At 70.6% G+C, this 15943-nt stretch carries 12 protein-coding genes; 5 read left to right on the top strand and 7 right to left on the bottom strand.

All coding sequences use genetic code 11. From position 1 onward, the window contains the following. Positions 1–130: 130 nt before the first annotated feature. The 6 genes from E4P42_RS01455 to E4P42_RS01430 all read right to left on the bottom strand — a co-directional run bounded on the left by E4P42_RS01455 (position 131) and on the right by E4P42_RS01430 (position 6328). Complete coding sequence (locus E4P42_RS01455; protein ID WP_135122601.1) at positions 131–1414, bottom strand: LLM class flavin-dependent oxidoreductase; 1284 nt, start codon at positions 1412–1414, stop codon at positions 131–133. A gap of 27 nt (positions 1415–1441) precedes the next feature. Continuing rightward, positions 1442–2746 (bottom strand): LLM class flavin-dependent oxidoreductase, encoded by a 1305-nt coding sequence (locus E4P42_RS01450; protein WP_135122600.1) that lies wholly within the window; start codon positions 2744–2746, stop codon positions 1442–1444. A gap of 11 nt (positions 2747–2757) precedes the next feature. After that, the gene (locus E4P42_RS01445) at positions 2758–3087 is read right to left on the bottom strand and encodes a hypothetical protein (RefSeq protein WP_135122563.1); all 330 of its coding nucleotides are present in this window, start codon (positions 3085–3087) and stop codon (positions 2758–2760) included. Then, positions 3084–4592, bottom strand: coding sequence for a sodium:solute symporter (locus tag E4P42_RS01440; RefSeq protein WP_209305666.1), 1509 nt, complete (start codon positions 4590–4592; stop codon positions 3084–3086). Before E4P42_RS01440 ends, E4P42_RS01445 begins: the two co-directional genes overlap by 4 nt. Before the next feature lie 194 nt (positions 4593–4786). Beyond that, positions 4787–5098: a protein UsfY gene (gene usfY / locus E4P42_RS01435; protein ID WP_135122562.1), complete on the bottom strand. Its 312-nt coding sequence runs from the start codon at positions 5096–5098 to the stop codon at positions 4787–4789. An 87-nt stretch (positions 5099–5185) separates the two neighbouring features. Next, positions 5186–6328, bottom strand: coding sequence for an NAD(P)/FAD-dependent oxidoreductase (locus E4P42_RS01430; protein WP_135122561.1), 1143 nt, complete (start codon positions 6326–6328; stop codon positions 5186–5188). An 81-nt stretch (positions 6329–6409) separates the two neighbouring features. On the opposite strand from E4P42_RS01430, the gene E4P42_RS01425 reads away from it, so the two are divergent. Together E4P42_RS01425 and E4P42_RS01420 are read left to right on the top strand one after the other, a co-directional pair. Further along, positions 6410–6892: a MarR family winged helix-turn-helix transcriptional regulator gene (locus tag E4P42_RS01425; RefSeq protein WP_135122560.1), complete on the top strand. Its 483-nt coding sequence runs from the start codon at positions 6410–6412 to the stop codon at positions 6890–6892. Beyond that, a complete protein-coding gene (locus E4P42_RS01420) occupies positions 6889–8127 on the top strand; it encodes an MFS transporter (protein WP_135122559.1) in 1239 nt (412 codons plus the stop codon). Before E4P42_RS01425 ends, E4P42_RS01420 begins: the two co-directional genes overlap by 4 nt. Before the next feature lie 3 nt (positions 8128–8130). Here E4P42_RS01420 and map read toward each other — a convergent pair whose 3' ends face one another. After that, entirely contained in the window at positions 8131–8901 is a 771-nt protein-coding gene (gene map / locus E4P42_RS01415) for a type I methionyl aminopeptidase (RefSeq protein ID WP_135122558.1), read from the bottom strand. Between the two features lie 94 nt (positions 8902–8995). Between map and E4P42_RS01410 the strand changes: the two genes are divergently transcribed. From E4P42_RS01410 to recB, 3 genes are all read left to right on the top strand, one after another. Further along, positions 8996–9262 carry a helix-turn-helix transcriptional regulator gene (locus E4P42_RS01410; RefSeq protein WP_135122557.1) on the top strand — a complete coding sequence of 89 codons (267 nt, stop codon included), beginning with the start codon at positions 8996–8998 and terminating at the stop codon, positions 9260–9262. A 73-nt stretch (positions 9263–9335) separates the two neighbouring features. Then, positions 9336–12599 (top strand): exodeoxyribonuclease V subunit gamma, encoded by a 3264-nt coding sequence (gene recC, locus E4P42_RS01405; protein ID WP_135122556.1) that lies wholly within the window; start codon positions 9336–9338, stop codon positions 12597–12599. Next, on the top strand, positions 12599–15901 hold the full coding sequence (recB, locus tag E4P42_RS01400) for an exodeoxyribonuclease V subunit beta (RefSeq protein ID WP_135122555.1): 3303 nt from the start codon (positions 12599–12601) through the stop codon (positions 15899–15901). Before recC ends, recB begins: the two co-directional genes overlap by 1 nt. Positions 15902–15943 lie beyond the last annotated feature (42 nt).

Here is a 15943-nt window from a genome sequence, read left to right as displayed (position 1 = left end):
TCGCCCTGGCCGCGAGATAGCGCTCACGGTCGTCGCGGCCGCCGAATCGCGACCATGGCTACTCACTCGCGGGCGGGGCCGACCGTTCAGCGCCGACGCGTCTCACCGCCGCCGTCGTGGCCGTGGCACGTCAGTCGCCGGCGATGTTGTCCCGCAACGTCGCACCCGGGTAGCGGGTGCGGTACCGGCCGCGCCGCTGCAGCTCCGGGACGACCGAGTCGACGAACTCCTCGAAGCAGCCCGGCGTATACGTCGCGAGCAGCATGAAGCCGTCGGCGCCGCCATCGTCGAGGAACACCTCGAGCTGGTCGGCGACGGTCGCCGGTGTCCCGATCACCTGAGGCATGGAGAACCGGAACGAGTAGATGTCGGCGGCCTCGGCCACCGTCACCGCCTCCCCGGCGCCCGTGGCGACCAGCGCGTCCTTGACGCCTTGAATCCCCGGTACCGGAATCGACTCGAGCGGCGCCGACGGGTCGAAACGCGAGAAATCCACGCCGAGCTGTCCGGACAGCATCGCCAACGACGCCTCGGGCCGCAGCAGCGACCGCAGGAGGTCGGCCTTCTCCTCGGCCTCCGCCTCCGTGGCGCCGACGATGACCTGGGCGCCGTAGTACAACTTCACGGTGTCCGGGTTGCGGCCCGCCGCGGCGACCCGGCCGCGGATGTCGTCGGAGTACGCGCGCATCGACGCGACGGTCGGCTGGATCGCGAAGATCGCCTCGGCGGTCGACGCCGCGAATCGGCGGCCCTCCTCGCTGGCGCCGGCCTGCCACAGCACGGGCCGCCCCTGCGGCGACGGCGCAACGAAGTGCCGTGCGCGGCAGCGGAAGTGCTTGCCCTCGAAGACGACCTCGCGGACTTTCTCCGGGTGCGCGTAGATCCCGGTCTCCCGGTCGGCGACGATCGCATCCGGTTGCCACGAATCCCATAGCCGGCAGCACAGGTCGACGTACTCGGCGATGCGCTCGTAGCGGATCGAGCGGTCCGGCATTTCCTGGCCATACGCGGCGAACTCCGACGGCGAGTATGACCCGACGATGTTCCACGCGATCCGCCCACCGGAGAGGTGGTCGAACGTCGAGAGCCGTCGCGCCATCGAGTACGGGTGCTCGAACGCCGTCGACAGCGTGATGCCGACGCCCAGATGTGAGGTCGCGCCGGTGATGATCGGCGTCAGCGCCGCCGGCTCATGGGTCGGCGCCTGCACGGCGTAGCGGATGGTGTTGTCGCTGCTGTCCTCGAACGAGTTGTACGGCGCCAGTTCGTCGGCCAGGAACACGGCGTCGAACAGGCCCCGCTCCAGGGTCCGCGCCAGGTGCTGCCAGTACGGCGGCGAGGCGTAGTCCCAGCCGACCTTGTCCAGCGGGTGCCGCCACATGCCGACGGAGTGACTGCTGACCCCGTGCTGCATGAACGCCAGAAAGTGAGCCTTGCGCAATCAGTACTCCTGCAGACTCTCGCGCAGCGTGGTGCCGGGATAGCGGGTGCGGAACCGGCCGCGGCGCTGTAGTTCCGGTACGAGCAGCTCGGTCATGTCGTTGAAGCAGCCCGGCGTGTCGGTGGCCAGCATCATGAAGCCGTTGCAATCGCCTTCGTCGATGTACTGCTCCATCTGATCGGCCACATCCGACGGAGTGCCGACCGCGACCGGCGCACCCATCGACACGCCGTAGATCTGTGCGGCCTCCCGCACGGTCACCGGTGCGCCGTCCTTGGCCTCGAGGATCGCATCGAACAGCCCCCGGATGCCCTGGACATCGGCGTCGACGACATTGTCGTCCAGACCCAGCGTCGAGAAGTCGAAACCCGTGTGGCCGGACAGGATTCCGAGCGCGCTCTCGACCTGCACCTTCTCGACGAATTCCGCGTAGCGGTCGTTGGCGCGGGACTTGTCCCGGTCGATGACGGTCTGCAGGCCGTAGATCAGCTTCACCGACTCCGGATCGCGGCCGTGGTTGTCGGCGCGAGTGCGGATGTCGTCGGCGTAGGCGCGCATGCTCTTGGGCGTCGGGAAGATGCCGAACACCGATTCGGCATGCTTGGAGGCGAATTCGCGGCCCTGATCCGAGGAACCGGCCTGCCAGAGCACCGGTCGGCGCTGCGGCGACGGCGCGACGAAGTGACGACCCTTCGACCGGAAGAACTCGCCCTGGAAGTCGATCTCGCGGACCTTGGCCGGGTCGGCGAACACCCCGTTCTCGCGGTCGTAGACGATCGCGTCGTCGTCCCAGGAGTCCCACAGCTGGTAGAGCAGCTGCATGTACTCCTCGACCACCTCGTAGCGCTTGTCGCGCGGCGTGAGGTTCTCCTTGCCCATCGCCTGGAACTCGCTCTTCGAGTACGAGGTGACGATGTTCCAGCCGACGCGGCCACCCGTCAGGTGGTCGAGCGTCGAGAGGTGCCGCGCCATCATGTACGGCGGCACGAACGACGTCGACAGCGTGATGCCGATGCCGAGGTGTTCGGTGAACGCCCCGATGATCGGCACCAGGCTGGCCGGCTCGTGCACCGGGCACTGGCCGGCGTACTTCACCACCGGGTCGGAGCTGCCCTTGTAGGTGGTGTAGGGCGCGAGCTCGTCGGCGATGAACATGGCGTCGAACAGACCGCGCTCCATGGTGCGGCCGAGGTCCCGCCAGAACTCCGGTCGCGACCAGTGGTAGCCGACCTTGTCGCGCGGATGCGCCCACATGGTGGAGGCGTGGTTCATCACGCCGTGCTGGACGAAACCCAGCAGGTGCATCTTCTTCGTGGTCACACTGCGCTCCTGCGGTCGATGAGGAAGGCCGCGATGACGGCGAGGGCCGAGCCGATCGCGAGGATGGCGGGCAGATACCAGAACACCGGGCTCACCCCGAGCAGTGCGATCACCGACGTCGACACGACGACGGCGCCGAGCGCCTTCCAGCTGAACGATCCCGCGTCGCTGGCCTCGAGAGCCGCGACGTCCAGGTCCGCGGTCTCCCCCGAGGCGGCCAGCGCGAGCACGTCGCGGCGCACCCGGAAGAACGCCTGGATGCCCAGCGCGACGTAGGCGACGCCGACCACGGTGCCGACGGTGACGGCGATCCAGAACGCGATCATCCGACCGGGTCCAGATCTGCGTCCAGCGCCGCGGCTTTCCGCTTGTCCTCGGACAAGGCTCCGCCACGCGACCGAAGTGACGCGTAATCGAATGATTGCTTGGACAGCAGGCTGATGCCGACGGCGGCCACGAGTGAAATCGCCTCCAGGGTGATGATGCCGGGGAGTTCGCCGACGAACTCACGGACGGGGTAGCCGACCGCGATCGCCAGCACGAGGCTGGTGACGAAGGCGGTCGAGGTCATGCGTTTCCAGAAGATCGCCAGGCCGAGCGGAATGATCAACGCGGCCTTGATGAAGTAGACGGTGTTGACCAGCTCGACGTAGTCGATGCCCGAGCTGACCACGATCCCGCCGATGACACCGGCGACGATGATCGACGCCTTGGTGTACCGGAACAGCGCCTTGGGCGCGATGTCGGGTTTGGCGCGCTTGAGGATGTCGACGGCCACCACCGAGGACAGCGCCGAGAACGCGCCGTCGATCGTCGAATAGCAGGCGTTGAGGATGATGAGCACGTAGAGCGCCACCAGGATGACCGGCAGCCCGAGGTTGCTCACGACGTACGGACCGACGCCGCCCGGCCCGGCGTCGCCGAGATCGGAGGCGTTGACCCCGTAGGCCAGCGCGACCAGGCCGAGCAGACCCATCGCGATCGGGATCGGGTAGAACCACAGGCCCGCCCACACGAAGGTCCGGCCCATCGTGGCGGGCTTGAGGGCCCACGCCTTCTGCCAGAACGTCTGATCGGCCATGGTCGACGCGAGCAGGCCCAGCGCCAGCGAGATGCCGAAGCCCGCGGCGGCCGAGCCGTCGAAGGCGTTGAGCGTGTTCGGCCCTGCGGCGTCGACGCGCTGGAAGACGGCGTCGGGCCCGCCGACCTTCTGCAACACGTAGAGCACGACGATCGCGGCGGGGACCGTGATGAGCAGCGTGTTGAAGGTGGCGGTGATCGCCGAGGTCCACAGGCCGCCGAAGTACGAGTACACGGTGACGGTGGCGAGCGTGACGATCAGGACCACGGTCGGTTTGATCCCGAACACCACACCGGTGACGAGTACGACGCCGAACAGATTGATGAAGATCTCGGCGAGCAGTCCGAGCAGCATCGCGACGAGCATCACCGTGGTGGCGGGCTTGTTCTGGAAGCGTTCGCGGATGAACTCGACGATCGTGTAGCCGGCCGGCATCTGGCGGCGCAGCTTGAGCGCGAACGGCACCATCACCATCACGGCCAGGCCGTTGGGGACGACGAACCAGATCAGCCCCGAGATGCCGAAGGTGAAGGCCTGCGCGGACGACATCATGACGGCCATCGACCAGGTCCACACCGCGATCACCGAACCCACGCCGAAGCCGAAACCGATGCGCCGGTCGGCGATCACGAAGTCATGGGTGTTCTTGACCATTGAGCGGACGGTGAAGGCGACGACGAACATGAACGCGCCGAGACCCAGCATCAGCGCGAAGCCGATACCGGGTGAGAGGTTGGACGGGTGAAACACGCAGCCTCCTGGGGACATGCGGAAGAAGCAGAGCTCGCCATTGAGCACGCGCACGGGTAAGTGCGCTTACGGCAGAACGGCAGTCTGGCATCACCCGTGGATGCCGCAGGAGTATTCGAATCTCCGTGAATCGAGGTCTCGCCGGAGGGCTCAAGACCTTGTAGATACGCGGCCGGCGCCGCGCCGGCAGGCCGTCAGACCGCGTGGCGGTGGCTCGGCGCCTCGGAATGCTCCGTCTGCCAGAGCTTCTCGATGCGCAGCACGCGGCGGTGCTCCAGCGCGATCAGCCCGCCGCCCGCGGTCACCACCGCGCCGGTCACCAGCGCCAGCGGCAACACGTACTGCGAGTGTCCATAGGCCGCCGACGCCACGATCGCCGCCAGCCCGAGGACCCCGAGCGCGATCAGGATCAGGCCCGGGAACCACAGCGTGTCGATCATCGATTCACCGGCGTGCGGTTGATAGGTCCGGGAATGGTCCGCCGGATCGTGATGGGCACCCTTCATCGGATCGCCTCCTCATCGAGAGATGCCCTCACGGTACTCCGATGTGACCGCCATCACACCGGGTCGAACGCGGCCGTCACACCTCGGTCAGGCCGGGGCGTGCGTGCGGACCAGTTCGTCGCCGAGGCGGTAGTCGTCGTCGGCGTTGAGGCTGAGCACGCCGACCACCTCTCCCCCGGCCTCGTACCAGACCGTGAACCCGTCGCGGTGGTCGACGATGCGGCAGTGTTCGTGCGGCACACCCCAGCCGCGGTACTTGAGCCGGGCGTCGCCGATGGCGCAGAAGAAGCCGGGCACCTTCGCCCACGCCTGCGGGTATCCGGCCGCCGAGTCGCCGGCGATCTCGCCCTGATCCGCGGCGTCGCGCCAGTGTTCGGTGGCGATGGCCCGCCCGGCGGTGACGTTGTGGGCGAGCACGACGTCACCCGCGGCGAACACGTTGGGCGCCGAGGTGTGCATGTGTTCGTCGACGACGATGCGGCCACCCTGCGTGTGGATGCCGGCGGCCTCGGCCAACCGCGCGTCGGGCCGGACGCCGGTCGCGGCGACGACGAGGTCGCCGTCGAGCGACTCACCCGTCTGCAGCGTCACGCCGTTCTCGCGCACCTCCGTCACCCGGGCCGGCCCGACGAACCGGACCCCGCAGTCCGACAACAGTTTTGCGATCCGCTCCCCTGCGTCCAAGCCGAAGCGGCGCGACAGCGGGACGGGCTCGCCGGCCACCATCGTCGTCGTGATGCCGTTGCCGGCCAGACACGCCGCCGCCTCGCAGCCGATCAACCCGCCGCCGATCACCACCGCCGACCCCGCCTGTAGCGCGCTCATCCGGATCGCGACCGCATCGGCGAAGGACCGCAGGTGCAGCGCGTGCCGCGCACCCGGGACGTCGAGGGGCACCGGCGCGGCACCCGGGGCCAGCACGATGTGCCAGTACGGGTAACGCCGGCCGCCGCGGGTGACCACCTCCCGGCGGGCCGGGTCGAGGTGCTCGACCGTGATGCCGCGGACCAGCTCGAGACGGCGGCGGGCGAACCAGTCCCGCGGGTGCAGGTCGACGCGGAGGTCGCGGCCGCACAGGAAGTCCTTGCTCAGCGGCGGCTTCGCGTACGGCATCGCCGGATCGGCGGTGAGGATCTGCACGGGCAGGTCGGGATGGTGCCTGCGGAAGGCGGCGGCCGCACTCAGGCCGGCCGGGCCGCTGCCGACCGCGATCAACCCTGACGCCGCCATGCCGAGGAGTACCACTGCGACCCGCGCGGTATGCGCGCGCTGCGCGAATCGTCACATTCGCATTTCGGCCCGAATATATGTATGTGCTATGCATATATGGTGCCGCATCCCCGCTACGAACACCTCGACGAACTGCTGACGCGGATCCACCTCGCGCGGCAGCGTCCGGAATGGCGCCGGCGCATCCTCGACGGCAGCGCGCAGGTGCCGTCGGTGTCGACGCTGCGGGTGCTGCGCGCCGTCGAGCAGTGTGAGGCGCAGGGACGCGGGGCATCCATCGGCGATGTCGCCGAGTACCTGGCCGTCGAGCACTCGACGGCCAGCCGCACCGTCGGATCCGTCGTCGCGGCCGGGCTGGTGACCAAGACCCTCGCCGCCGACGATCAGCGCCGCTGTGTGCTGGTGCTGACCCCCGCGGGGCGGGAGGCGCTCGCCGCCGTCACGGCGCGGCGCCGGCAACTGGTCGCCGACGTGGTGGCCGACTGGGCGGACGCCGACGTCGACGCGCTGGTCGACCTGCTGGGCCGGTTGGCCGTCGACTTCGAGGCGGGGGCGCGCGTATGACGGCCGAGGCCACCGCCGCACCGGCGCGGGTGCGTGGCGCGCTCGGGCTCATGTTCGACCCCGTCTTCGGTGCGCTGTTCTGGGGCAAGATGTTCTCGGTCGTCGCGGTGTGGACGCACGGCATCGTCGCGGCGATCGTCATGTACGACGCGACCCGTTCGGCGCTGATGGTCGGCCTGGTCGGCGTCATCCAGTTCGCGCCACAGCTGATCTTCAGTCCGGTCAGCGGCAAATGGGCCGACACCGGCAACCCCGCCCGGCAGATCCTGATGGGACGGCTGCTGTGCCTGGCCGGCTCGACGCTGGTCGCGGTGTGGTTGGCGATCTCCCAGGCCCAGGCCGCGCTGGCCGTGCTGGTGGGCACGCTGCTGGTCGGTATCGGATTCGTGGTCGGCGGGCCGGCGATGCAGTCGATCGTGCCGAACCTGATCCGCGACGGCGAACTGTCGACTGCCATGGCGCTCAACAGCATTCCGATGACCGTCGGCCGGATCCTCGGCCCGGCGATCGGCGCCTACCTGGCCGCGCACCTCGGGGCGGCGACCGGCTTCGCGGTCAGCGCGGGCCTGCACCTGATCTTCGCGCTGTTCCTGCTCGTGGTGACGTTCCCCGCTCCCCCGCCGCGGCGCGAGGGCGCCGACTACCGGGTGCGGGCGGCGGTGAAGTACGTGTGGCGGGACAAGCCGCTGCTGCTGGCGTTGGTCGCGGTGACGACGGTCGGCTTCGCGGCGGACCCGTCGATCACGTTGACGCCGTCGATGGCCGACGCGCTGGGCAGCGACACCCGACTGGTCGGGGCGCTGTCGGCGCTGTTCGGGATCGGCGCCGCGGCCGGTATGGCGGTGCTGGCGCTGCTGGCCGGGCGGATCGCGGCGGGCTGGGTGTCATCGATCGGGTTGTGGCTGCTGGCCGCCGGGTGCGGTGTGCTGACGGTGGCGATGTCGACGCCGGTGGCGCTGACCGGGTTCGCGTTGGCCGGCCTGGGGTTCGGCTGGGCGATGACGGGATTGAGCACGGTGGTGCAGGAGCGGGCGCCGGCGGAGCTGCGCGGCCGGATCATGGCGCTGTGGCTCGTCGGTTTCCTCGGGTCGCGGCCGATCGCGGCCGCGGTGCTCGGCGGGGCGGCCGACGCGGTGAACGTCTATGTCGGCTTCGCGGTGGCGGCGCTGTCGGTCGTCGTGGTCGCGGTGATGTGCCGGCCGCGGACGCTGACGGGTCCGCTGCCGGTCGGGTGAATCTCAGGCGGCGCGGCGGGTGAGCACCAGCGGTGCCCCGTCGGTGACCGCGATGGTGTGTTCGCTGTGGGCGGTGCGGGAGCCGTCGGCCGAGCGGATGGTCCACCCGTCGGGGTCGTAGACGATCTTGTCGGTGGTGGCGGCGAACCAGGGCTCGAGCGCGAGGGTGAGCCCGGGACGCAGTGTCAGGCCGCGACCCGCGCGCCCGTGGTTGGCGACGTGCGGATCCTCGTGCATGGTGCGGCCCAGCCCGTGCCCACCGAATTCGGTGTTGACGGGGTAGCCGTAGTCCTTGGCGACGGCGCTGATCGCCGCCGAGATGTCGCCGAGCTTGTTGCCGGGTTGCGCGGCGGCGATGCCCGCCTCGAGCGCGCGTTCGGTGGCTTCGATGAGGCGCTGGTCCTCGGGGCGCGGCGTGCCGACGATGAGGCTGCGCGCCGAGTCCGCGACCCAGCCGTCGATCGAAACCGCGATGTCCATGCTGAGCAGGTCGCCGTCATGCAACCCGTAGTCGTGCGGAAGACCGTGCAGCACTGCGTCGTTGACCGACAGGCAGATGACGTTGCGGAATGGGCCGCGGCCGAAGGAGGGAGCGTAGTCCCAGTAGCAGGAGTCGGCACCGCGCTCCTCGATCAGTTGCCGGGCGCGGTGCTCGAGGTCGAGCAGGTTCACGCCCACCTGCGCGCGGGACTGCAGATCGTCGAGCAGGCCGGCGATGAAGGCGCCGGTGATGCGCATCGCCTCGATTTCGCGAGGCGTCTTCAACTCGACCACGCGCATCCTCCGTCTCCATCCGTGTCGGTATAGAAATACCACCGTACACCGGCGAGGCGGTATTTTCATACCCCGGTGGCGTAGGCTGGCCGGCATGGTGCGATCCCCGTTGACACCGCAGCAGCTGGCCGCCGGGAAGCGTCTCGGCGCTCATCTGCGGGAGGCGCGGGGCGACCGGACGCTGGCCGACGTCGCGCACGCCGCGTCGATCTCGCCGGAGACGCTCCGCAAGATCGAGACGGGACGGCTGGCCACACCGGCGTTCACCACGGTCGCCGCACTGGCGGCGGTCCTGGACATCCCGCTGGAGGACCTCGCGCGGATCTGCCTGCCGCAGAGGCACCTGCAGAGCGCGGGATAGCCGCCGCGACGGCGATCGTCGAATGCCCGGCATCGGACCGCATCGTCGGTCCCGGGCTCTATCGTTTGGGGCAATGCCTCTCCATCTGCACCGGGCGGAGCGCACGGACCTGCTCGCCGACGGTCTCGGCGCCCTGCTGTCCCGCCCGCCGGCCGATCCGTTCGCCGAGGACCTCGTCATCGTCCCGGCCAAGGGCGTCGAGCGGTGGCTCAGCCAGCGGCTCTCCCACCTCCTCGGCCGCGGCGCCGGCCACGACGGTGTCTGCGCCGGCATCACGTTTCGCAACCCGCGCTCACTGATCGCCGACCTCACCGGCACCGCCGACACCGACCCGTGGGCGCCTGACGCCCTGGTCTGGCCGCTGCTGGAAGTCATCGACAGCCACCTCGACGAACCCTGGGCCACCACGCTGGCCACCCACCTCGGCCACCACGAGACCGGCGGGGAGAAGGAGCTGCGGCGCAGCCGCCGCTACGCCGTCGCCCGCCGCCTCGCCGGCCTGTTCGCCTCCTACGCCCGCCAGCGCCCGCAACTGCTCGTCGACTGGCTCGACGGCACCACCGGCGGCCTCGACGACGACCTGCAGTGGCAGCCGCACCTGTGGCGCCACCTCGTCGACCGCGTCGACGCCGACCCGCCGCACGTCCGGCACGCCGACGTCCTCACCCGCCTGCGCGCGTCGCCCGCCGACCTGCCCGAGCGGCTGTCGCTGTTCGGCCACACCCGCCTGCCGGCCACCGAGATCGAGCTGCTCGACGCCCTGGCCACCCACCACGACCTGCACCTGTGGCTGCCGCACCCCAGCGACCCGTTGTGGCGCACGCTGCAGACCCACCGCGGCGCCGTCGCGCGCACCCACGACACCAGCCACCGCGACGTCGGCCACCCGCTGCTCGCCACCCTCGGCCGCGATCTGCGCGAGCTCCAGCGCGCCCTGCCGACGGACCCGGCCACCGACGAATACTTGAGTGAATCCGCAGGGACCGCAACCCATCCCGCCACCCTGCTCGGCTGGCTGCAGGACGACATCGCGGCCGATCGGGTCCGCCCCGCGGGCCGCCACCACGATCCCCTCGACCGGTCGGTGCAGGTGCACAGCGCCCACGGCCGGGCCCGCCAGATCGACGTGCTGCGCGAAGTGCTGCTCGGCCTGCTCGCCGACGATCCGACACTCGAACCCCGCGACATCCTCGTCATGTGCCCGGACATCGAGACCTACGCCCCGCTCATCGTCGCGGGCTTCGGGCTGGGCGACGTGGTGCACGGCGCGCACCCCGCGCACCGGCTGCGGGTCACACTCGCCGACCGCGCACTCACCCAGACCAATCCGCTGCTCGGCGTCGCGCGCCAACTGCTCGCGCTGGCCGGCGGCCGCGCCACCGCCAGCGAGGTGCTCAACCTCGCCGAGGCCGCACCCGTGCGGGCCCGGTTCCGCTTCAGCGACGACGACCTCGACGCGATCGGCGACTGGGTGCGCGAGGCCAACATCCGCTGGGGCTTCGACCGCGCGCACCGCCACCCCTACGGCGTCGACTTCGTGCAGAACACCTGGCGCTTCGGCATCGACCGCGTACTCGCAGGCGTCGCGATGTCCGACGACTCGCACGCCTGGCTGGACACCACGCTGCCGCTCGACGACGTCGGCAGCAACCGCGTCGAACTCGCGGGCCGCCTCGCCGACTACGTCGACCACCTGCACGCGTGCATCGAAACGCTGCGCGGCCCACAGTCACTGGAGGCGTGGCTGGCCGCGCTGCGCACCGGCATCACCGAGCTGACCGCCGTGGCCGACGACGACGCCTGGCAGACCGGCCAGCTCGACCGTGAGTTCGGCGATGTCCTCGCCAAGGCCGGGGCCCGCAGACACATCACGCTGCGGCTCGCTGACGTCAAAGCGCTGCTCGACCGGCACCTCGCCGGCCGGCCCACCCGCGCCAACTTCCGCACCGGCACGCTGACCGTGTGCACCATGGTGCCGATGCGGTCGGTGCCGCACCGGGTGGTGTGCCTGATCGGCCTCGACGACGGCGTGTTCCCCCGCCTGGGGGTGGTCGACGGCGACGACGCGCTGGCCCGCAACCCGATGACCGGCGAACGCGACATCCGCTCCGAGGACCGGCAGCTGCTGCTCGACGCGATCGGCGCGGCCACCGACAAGCTCGTCATCACCTACACCGGCGCCAACGAGTACTCCGGGCACCGTAAACCTCCTGCCGTGCCGTTGGTCGAACTGCTCGACGCCCTCGACGCCACCACCGAAGACAAGGTCCGCGACCGCATCCTCGTCGAACATCCGTTGCAGCCGTTCGACATCCGCAACGTCACCCCCGGTGAACTCGGCATGCCGCCGGCCGAGCCGTTCACATTCGACTCGACCGCGCTGACCGCCGCGACCGTCGCCGCAGGCGGCCGCGCCGAACGCCCCCGCCTGCTCGCCGAACCGCTGCCCGCCCCGCCGCCCGACGACGTCGCACTCGACGATCTGATCGGCTTCTTCAAGGACCCGGTGAAGGGGTTCTTCCGCGCGCTGGACTACACGCTGCCGTGGGAGGTCGACGCGATCGAGGATGCGATGCCCGTCGAGATCGACGCGCTGGCCGAGTGGCAGATCGGTGACCGGATGCTCGACGACATGCTGCGCGGCATGGAGCCCGAGCAGGCGCAGCAGGCCGAGTGGCGGCGCGGGTCGCTGCCCCCGGGCCGGCTGGGCTGGCGCAAGGCGCAGGAACTGCGCGAGCAGGCCGCGGCCCTGGCCGCCGCCGCGCAGGCACACCGCACCCGTACGCCGCAGGCCTATGACGTCGACGTGCATCTCGGCGACGGGCGCCGCGTCACCGGCACCGTGCCCGGGGTGTACGGCGACCGGATGGTCACGGTCACCTATTCCAAGCTCGACGGCCGCCACCTGCTCGACTCGTGGATCCGGCTGATCGCGCTGGCCGCCCAGTATCCCGGCAAGGGGTGGGCCGCGGTCTGCATCGGCCGGCCGAAACGGGGTGGCCCGCCGCGGAGGCGGATGCTCGCCGAACCCGTCGACCCGCCTTCGCTGATGCGCGACCTGGTGGCGATGTACGACGCGGGCCGCCGCGAGCCGATCCCGTTGCCACTCAAGACGTCCTATGCGTGGGCCGAGACCGAGTACCAGCGTGGCGTGGCGATGCGCGAGGCGGGCTGGCGGTGGAAGACCAGCCGGTATCCCGGCGAGGACGCCGAACCCGCGCACGTGCGGGTGTGGGGGCCGGGCTTCCCACTGGAGCGGCTGGTCGACGCCGGACTGCCGGACTACGCCAGGCGGCTGTGGCTGCCGATGCTCGACGCGGAGAGGGACGTCGACTGATGGAGAGTTTCGATCTGCTCGGCCCGCTGCCCGCACCGCGCACCACCACGGTGCTCGAGGCCAGCGCGGGCACCGGCAAGACGTTCGCGCTCGCCGGGTTGGTGACCCGCTACATCGCCGAGGGCGTCGCCACGCTCGACCAGATGCTGCTGGTCACGTTCGGCCGCGCCGCCAGCCAGGAGCTGCGTGAACGGGTGCGCTGCCAGATCGTCGACGCGCTGGCCGCCTTCGACGACCCGTCGACCGTCGGCGACAACCAGCTCGTCGCGCATCTGATCGCCGGCACCGACGACGAATGCCGCGACCGGCGCCGGCGCCTACGGGACGCGCTGGCCGGTTTCGACGCCGCCACGATCGCGACCACCCACCAGTTCTGCCAGCTGGTGCTCAAATCGCTGGGCGTGGCGGGGGATACGGACGCCGGCGTGCAGCTGGTGGAAAGCCTCGACGACCTGACCGCCGAGATCGTCGACGACCTCTACCTCGCCCACTTCGGCCAGCAGCGCGACGACCCCGCCATGACCCGCACCCAGGCGCTCGAACTGGCCCGCGAGGTGGTGCGCAACGCGGGCACCGAGTTGCGGCCGCAGAATCCGCCGCCCGGCACGCAGGCCGCGGTGCGGGTCGACTTCGCCAAGGCCGTGTGCGCCGAACTCGAAACGCGCAAGCGCAAACTCGGCATCCTGCACTACGACGACCTGTTGTCCCGGCTGGCCAACGCGCTGGCCGACGAGACCTCGGCCGCCAGGGCCCGCATGCACCGCCGGTGGTCGATCGTGATGGTCGACGAGTTCCAGGACACCGACCCGGTGCAGTGGCAGGTGCTCGACCGGGCGTTCACCGGCCGCTCCACGCTGATCCTGATCGGCGACCCGAAGCAGGCGATCTACGCGTTCCGTGGCGGTGACATCGTCACCTATCTGCACGCGGCGAGCACCGCCGGGCAGCGCAAGACCCTGGCGACGAACTGGCGCAGCGACGGCGTGCTCGTCGACCGGCTGCAAGCGGTGCTGCGCGACGCCCAGCTGGGCGACCCGCAGATCGTCGTCCGCCCCGTCGAGGCCCGGCACCAGGGCCACCGGCTGGCGGGCGCGCCGCGCAACGACCCGTTCCGGCTGCGGGTGGTGCCCCGCGACCCGTTCCGGGTGCGCGGCGACCGCGTCATCCCGATCGACAAGCTGCGCAGCCACATCAGCCGCGACCTCGCCGCCGACATCGGCCGGCTGCTGAACAGCGGAGCGACGTTCTGCGACAAGCCGATTCAAGCCGAGGACGTCGCCGTGATCGTCGAGACGCACAAGGACGCCCGCGCCTGCTTCGACGCGCTGACCGCCGCGGGCGTCCCGGCCGTCTACACCGGCGATTCGGACGTGTTCAACTCCCCCGCCGGCGACGACTGGCTGTGCCTGCTCGAGGCGTTCGACCAGCCGCACCGTTCCGGACTGGTGCGCGCCGCGGCGCTCACGATGTTCTTCGGCCGCACCGCCGAAGAACTTGCCACCCAGGGTGACACGTTGACCGACGAGATCGCCGACCGGCTGCGCGAATGGGCCGACCACGCCCGCGACCGCGGCGTCGCCGCGGTGTTCGAGGCGGCCAACCTGACCGGGATGGGCCGGCGGGTGCTGTCGTGGCACGACGGCGAGCGGCACATGACCGACCTCGCGCACCTGACACAGGCGCTGCACGACACCGCGCACCGGGAACGGTTCGGCCTGCCCGCGCTGCGCGACTGGCTGCGCACCCAGCGCGAGGAGCGCGGCGGCGCCACCGAACGCAACCGCCGCCTCGACAGCGACGCCGCAGCCGTGCAGATCATGACCGTGTGGGTCAGCAAGGGCCTGCAGTACCCGGTGGTGTACCTCCCGTTCGCGTTCAACCGCAACATCCAGACCCGCGACGTCGTGCTGTTCCACGACGGCCGCACCCGCTGCCTGCACATCGGCGGGGAGGACAGCCCCGACCACGCCGAGGTCGAGCGGCTGGGCCGGCGCGAGGCCGCCAGCGACGACGTCCGCCTCACCTACGTCGCGCTGACCCGGGCGCAGTCCCAGGTGGTCGCCTGGTGGGCGCCGTCCTACGACGAACCCAACGGCGGGCTGTCGCGGCTGCTGCGCGGCCGGCAGCCCGGTGAGGTGGTGGTCCCGGACCGCTGCGACCCGCCCAAGATCGACGACGCCGACGCGATGACGGCACTACGTGCATGGGAGACCGCCGGCGGGCCGGTACTGGAGGAATCCGTGCTGGAAGAGGCGGCAGCGCTGCCGCCGGCCGCACCGCCGGGAACGCTCGCGGTGCGCCACTTCCACCGCAAGATCGACACCACCTGGCGGCGCACGTCGTATTCCGGGCTGATCCGCGCCGCCGAGGCCGGCACCGGGGTGGCCAGCGAATCCGAGGTCGCCGAACTCGACGACGAGGTGGCCGACGTGCCGGTCAGCGAGGCGGCCGACACCGGGCCGGAAGTCGCCGATGTGCCGTCTCCGATGGCCGCGCTGCCGACGGGCGCGAAGTTCGGTTCGCTGGTGCACGCGGTGCTCGAACACGCCGATCCGTTCGCGCCGGACTTCGCCGTCGAACTCGAACGCCGCATCGACGAGCACGCGGTGTGGTGGCCGGTCGACGTCGCCGCCGACGCACTGGCCGAGGCGCTGCTGCCGATGCACGACACGCCGCTCGGCCCGCTCGCGCCCGGCCTCACCCTGCGGCAGATCGGTCTACAGGACCGGTTGCGAGAGTTGGACTTCGAGTTCCCGCTGGCCGGTGGCGACGTCCGCGGCGCCGCACCGGCGATCACACTGGCCGACGTGGGCCGGCTGCTGGAACAACACCTGCCGGCCGACGACCCGATGGCCGTCTACGCCGACCGCCTCACCGACCGCTCGCTGGGCGTTCAATCCCTCAGGGGGTACCTCACCGGCTCGATCGACGCCGTGCTGCGGGTGAACGGCCGATACCTGGTCGTCGACTACAAGACGAACTGGCTCGGCGAACCCGAGAAGCCGCTCACCGCAGCGGATTACCTCCGTCCCCGCCTGGTCGAGGCGATGCTGCACTCGGATTATCCGCTGCAGGCGTTGCTGTACTGCGTTGTGCTGCACCGGTTCCTGCGGTGGCGGCAGCCCGGATACCGGCCCGAGGATCACCTCGGCGGGGTGGCGTACCTGTTCGTCCGCGGCATGTGCGGTCCGGCGACACCCGTGGTCGACGGGCATCCCGCGGGCGTGTTCGGCTGGCGACCACCGGCGTCGCTGACCGTGGCGATCTCCGACCTGCTCGACGCGGGTGCAGCCGCCGCCTGAATGCCTGGTCAGCCGCCCGCAAGAGTGGCTGTTCGGTGAGAA

The sequence above is a fragment of the Mycobacterium sp. PS03-16 genome (genome assembly GCF_004570325.1).
GTDB lineage: Bacteria > Actinomycetota > Actinomycetes > Mycobacteriales > Mycobacteriaceae > Mycobacterium.
The sequence above is the reverse complement of the archived record's forward strand: the minus strand, read 5'-3'. Positions and strand labels throughout refer to the sequence as shown.

Coding starts and splice junctions, on each gene's coding strand:
- recC (WP_135122556.1), top strand. CDS start 9,336: ATGCCTCTCCATCTGCACCGGGCGGAGCGCACGGACCTGCTCGCCGAC.
- usfY (WP_135122562.1), bottom strand. CDS start 5,098: ATGAAGGGTGCCCATCACGATCCGGCGGACCATTCCCGGACCTATCAA.
- recB (WP_135122555.1), top strand. CDS start 12,599: ATGGAGAGTTTCGATCTGCTCGGCCCGCTGCCCGCACCGCGCACCACC.
- E4P42_RS01445 (WP_135122563.1), bottom strand. CDS start 3,087: ATGATCGCGTTCTGGATCGCCGTCACCGTCGGCACCGTGGTCGGCGTC.
- E4P42_RS01410 (WP_135122557.1), top strand. CDS start 8,996: ATGGTGCGATCCCCGTTGACACCGCAGCAGCTGGCCGCCGGGAAGCGT.
- E4P42_RS01455 (WP_135122601.1), bottom strand. CDS start 1,414: ATGCAGCACGGGGTCAGCAGTCACTCCGTCGGCATGTGGCGGCACCCG.
- E4P42_RS01430 (WP_135122561.1), bottom strand. CDS start 6,328: ATGGCGGCGTCAGGGTTGATCGCGGTCGGCAGCGGCCCGGCCGGCCTG.
- E4P42_RS01425 (WP_135122560.1), top strand. CDS start 6,410: ATGTGCTATGCATATATGGTGCCGCATCCCCGCTACGAACACCTCGAC.
- E4P42_RS01450 (WP_135122600.1), bottom strand. CDS start 2,746: ATGCACCTGCTGGGTTTCGTCCAGCACGGCGTGATGAACCACGCCTCC.
- E4P42_RS01420 (WP_135122559.1), top strand. CDS start 6,889: ATGACGGCCGAGGCCACCGCCGCACCGGCGCGGGTGCGTGGCGCGCTC.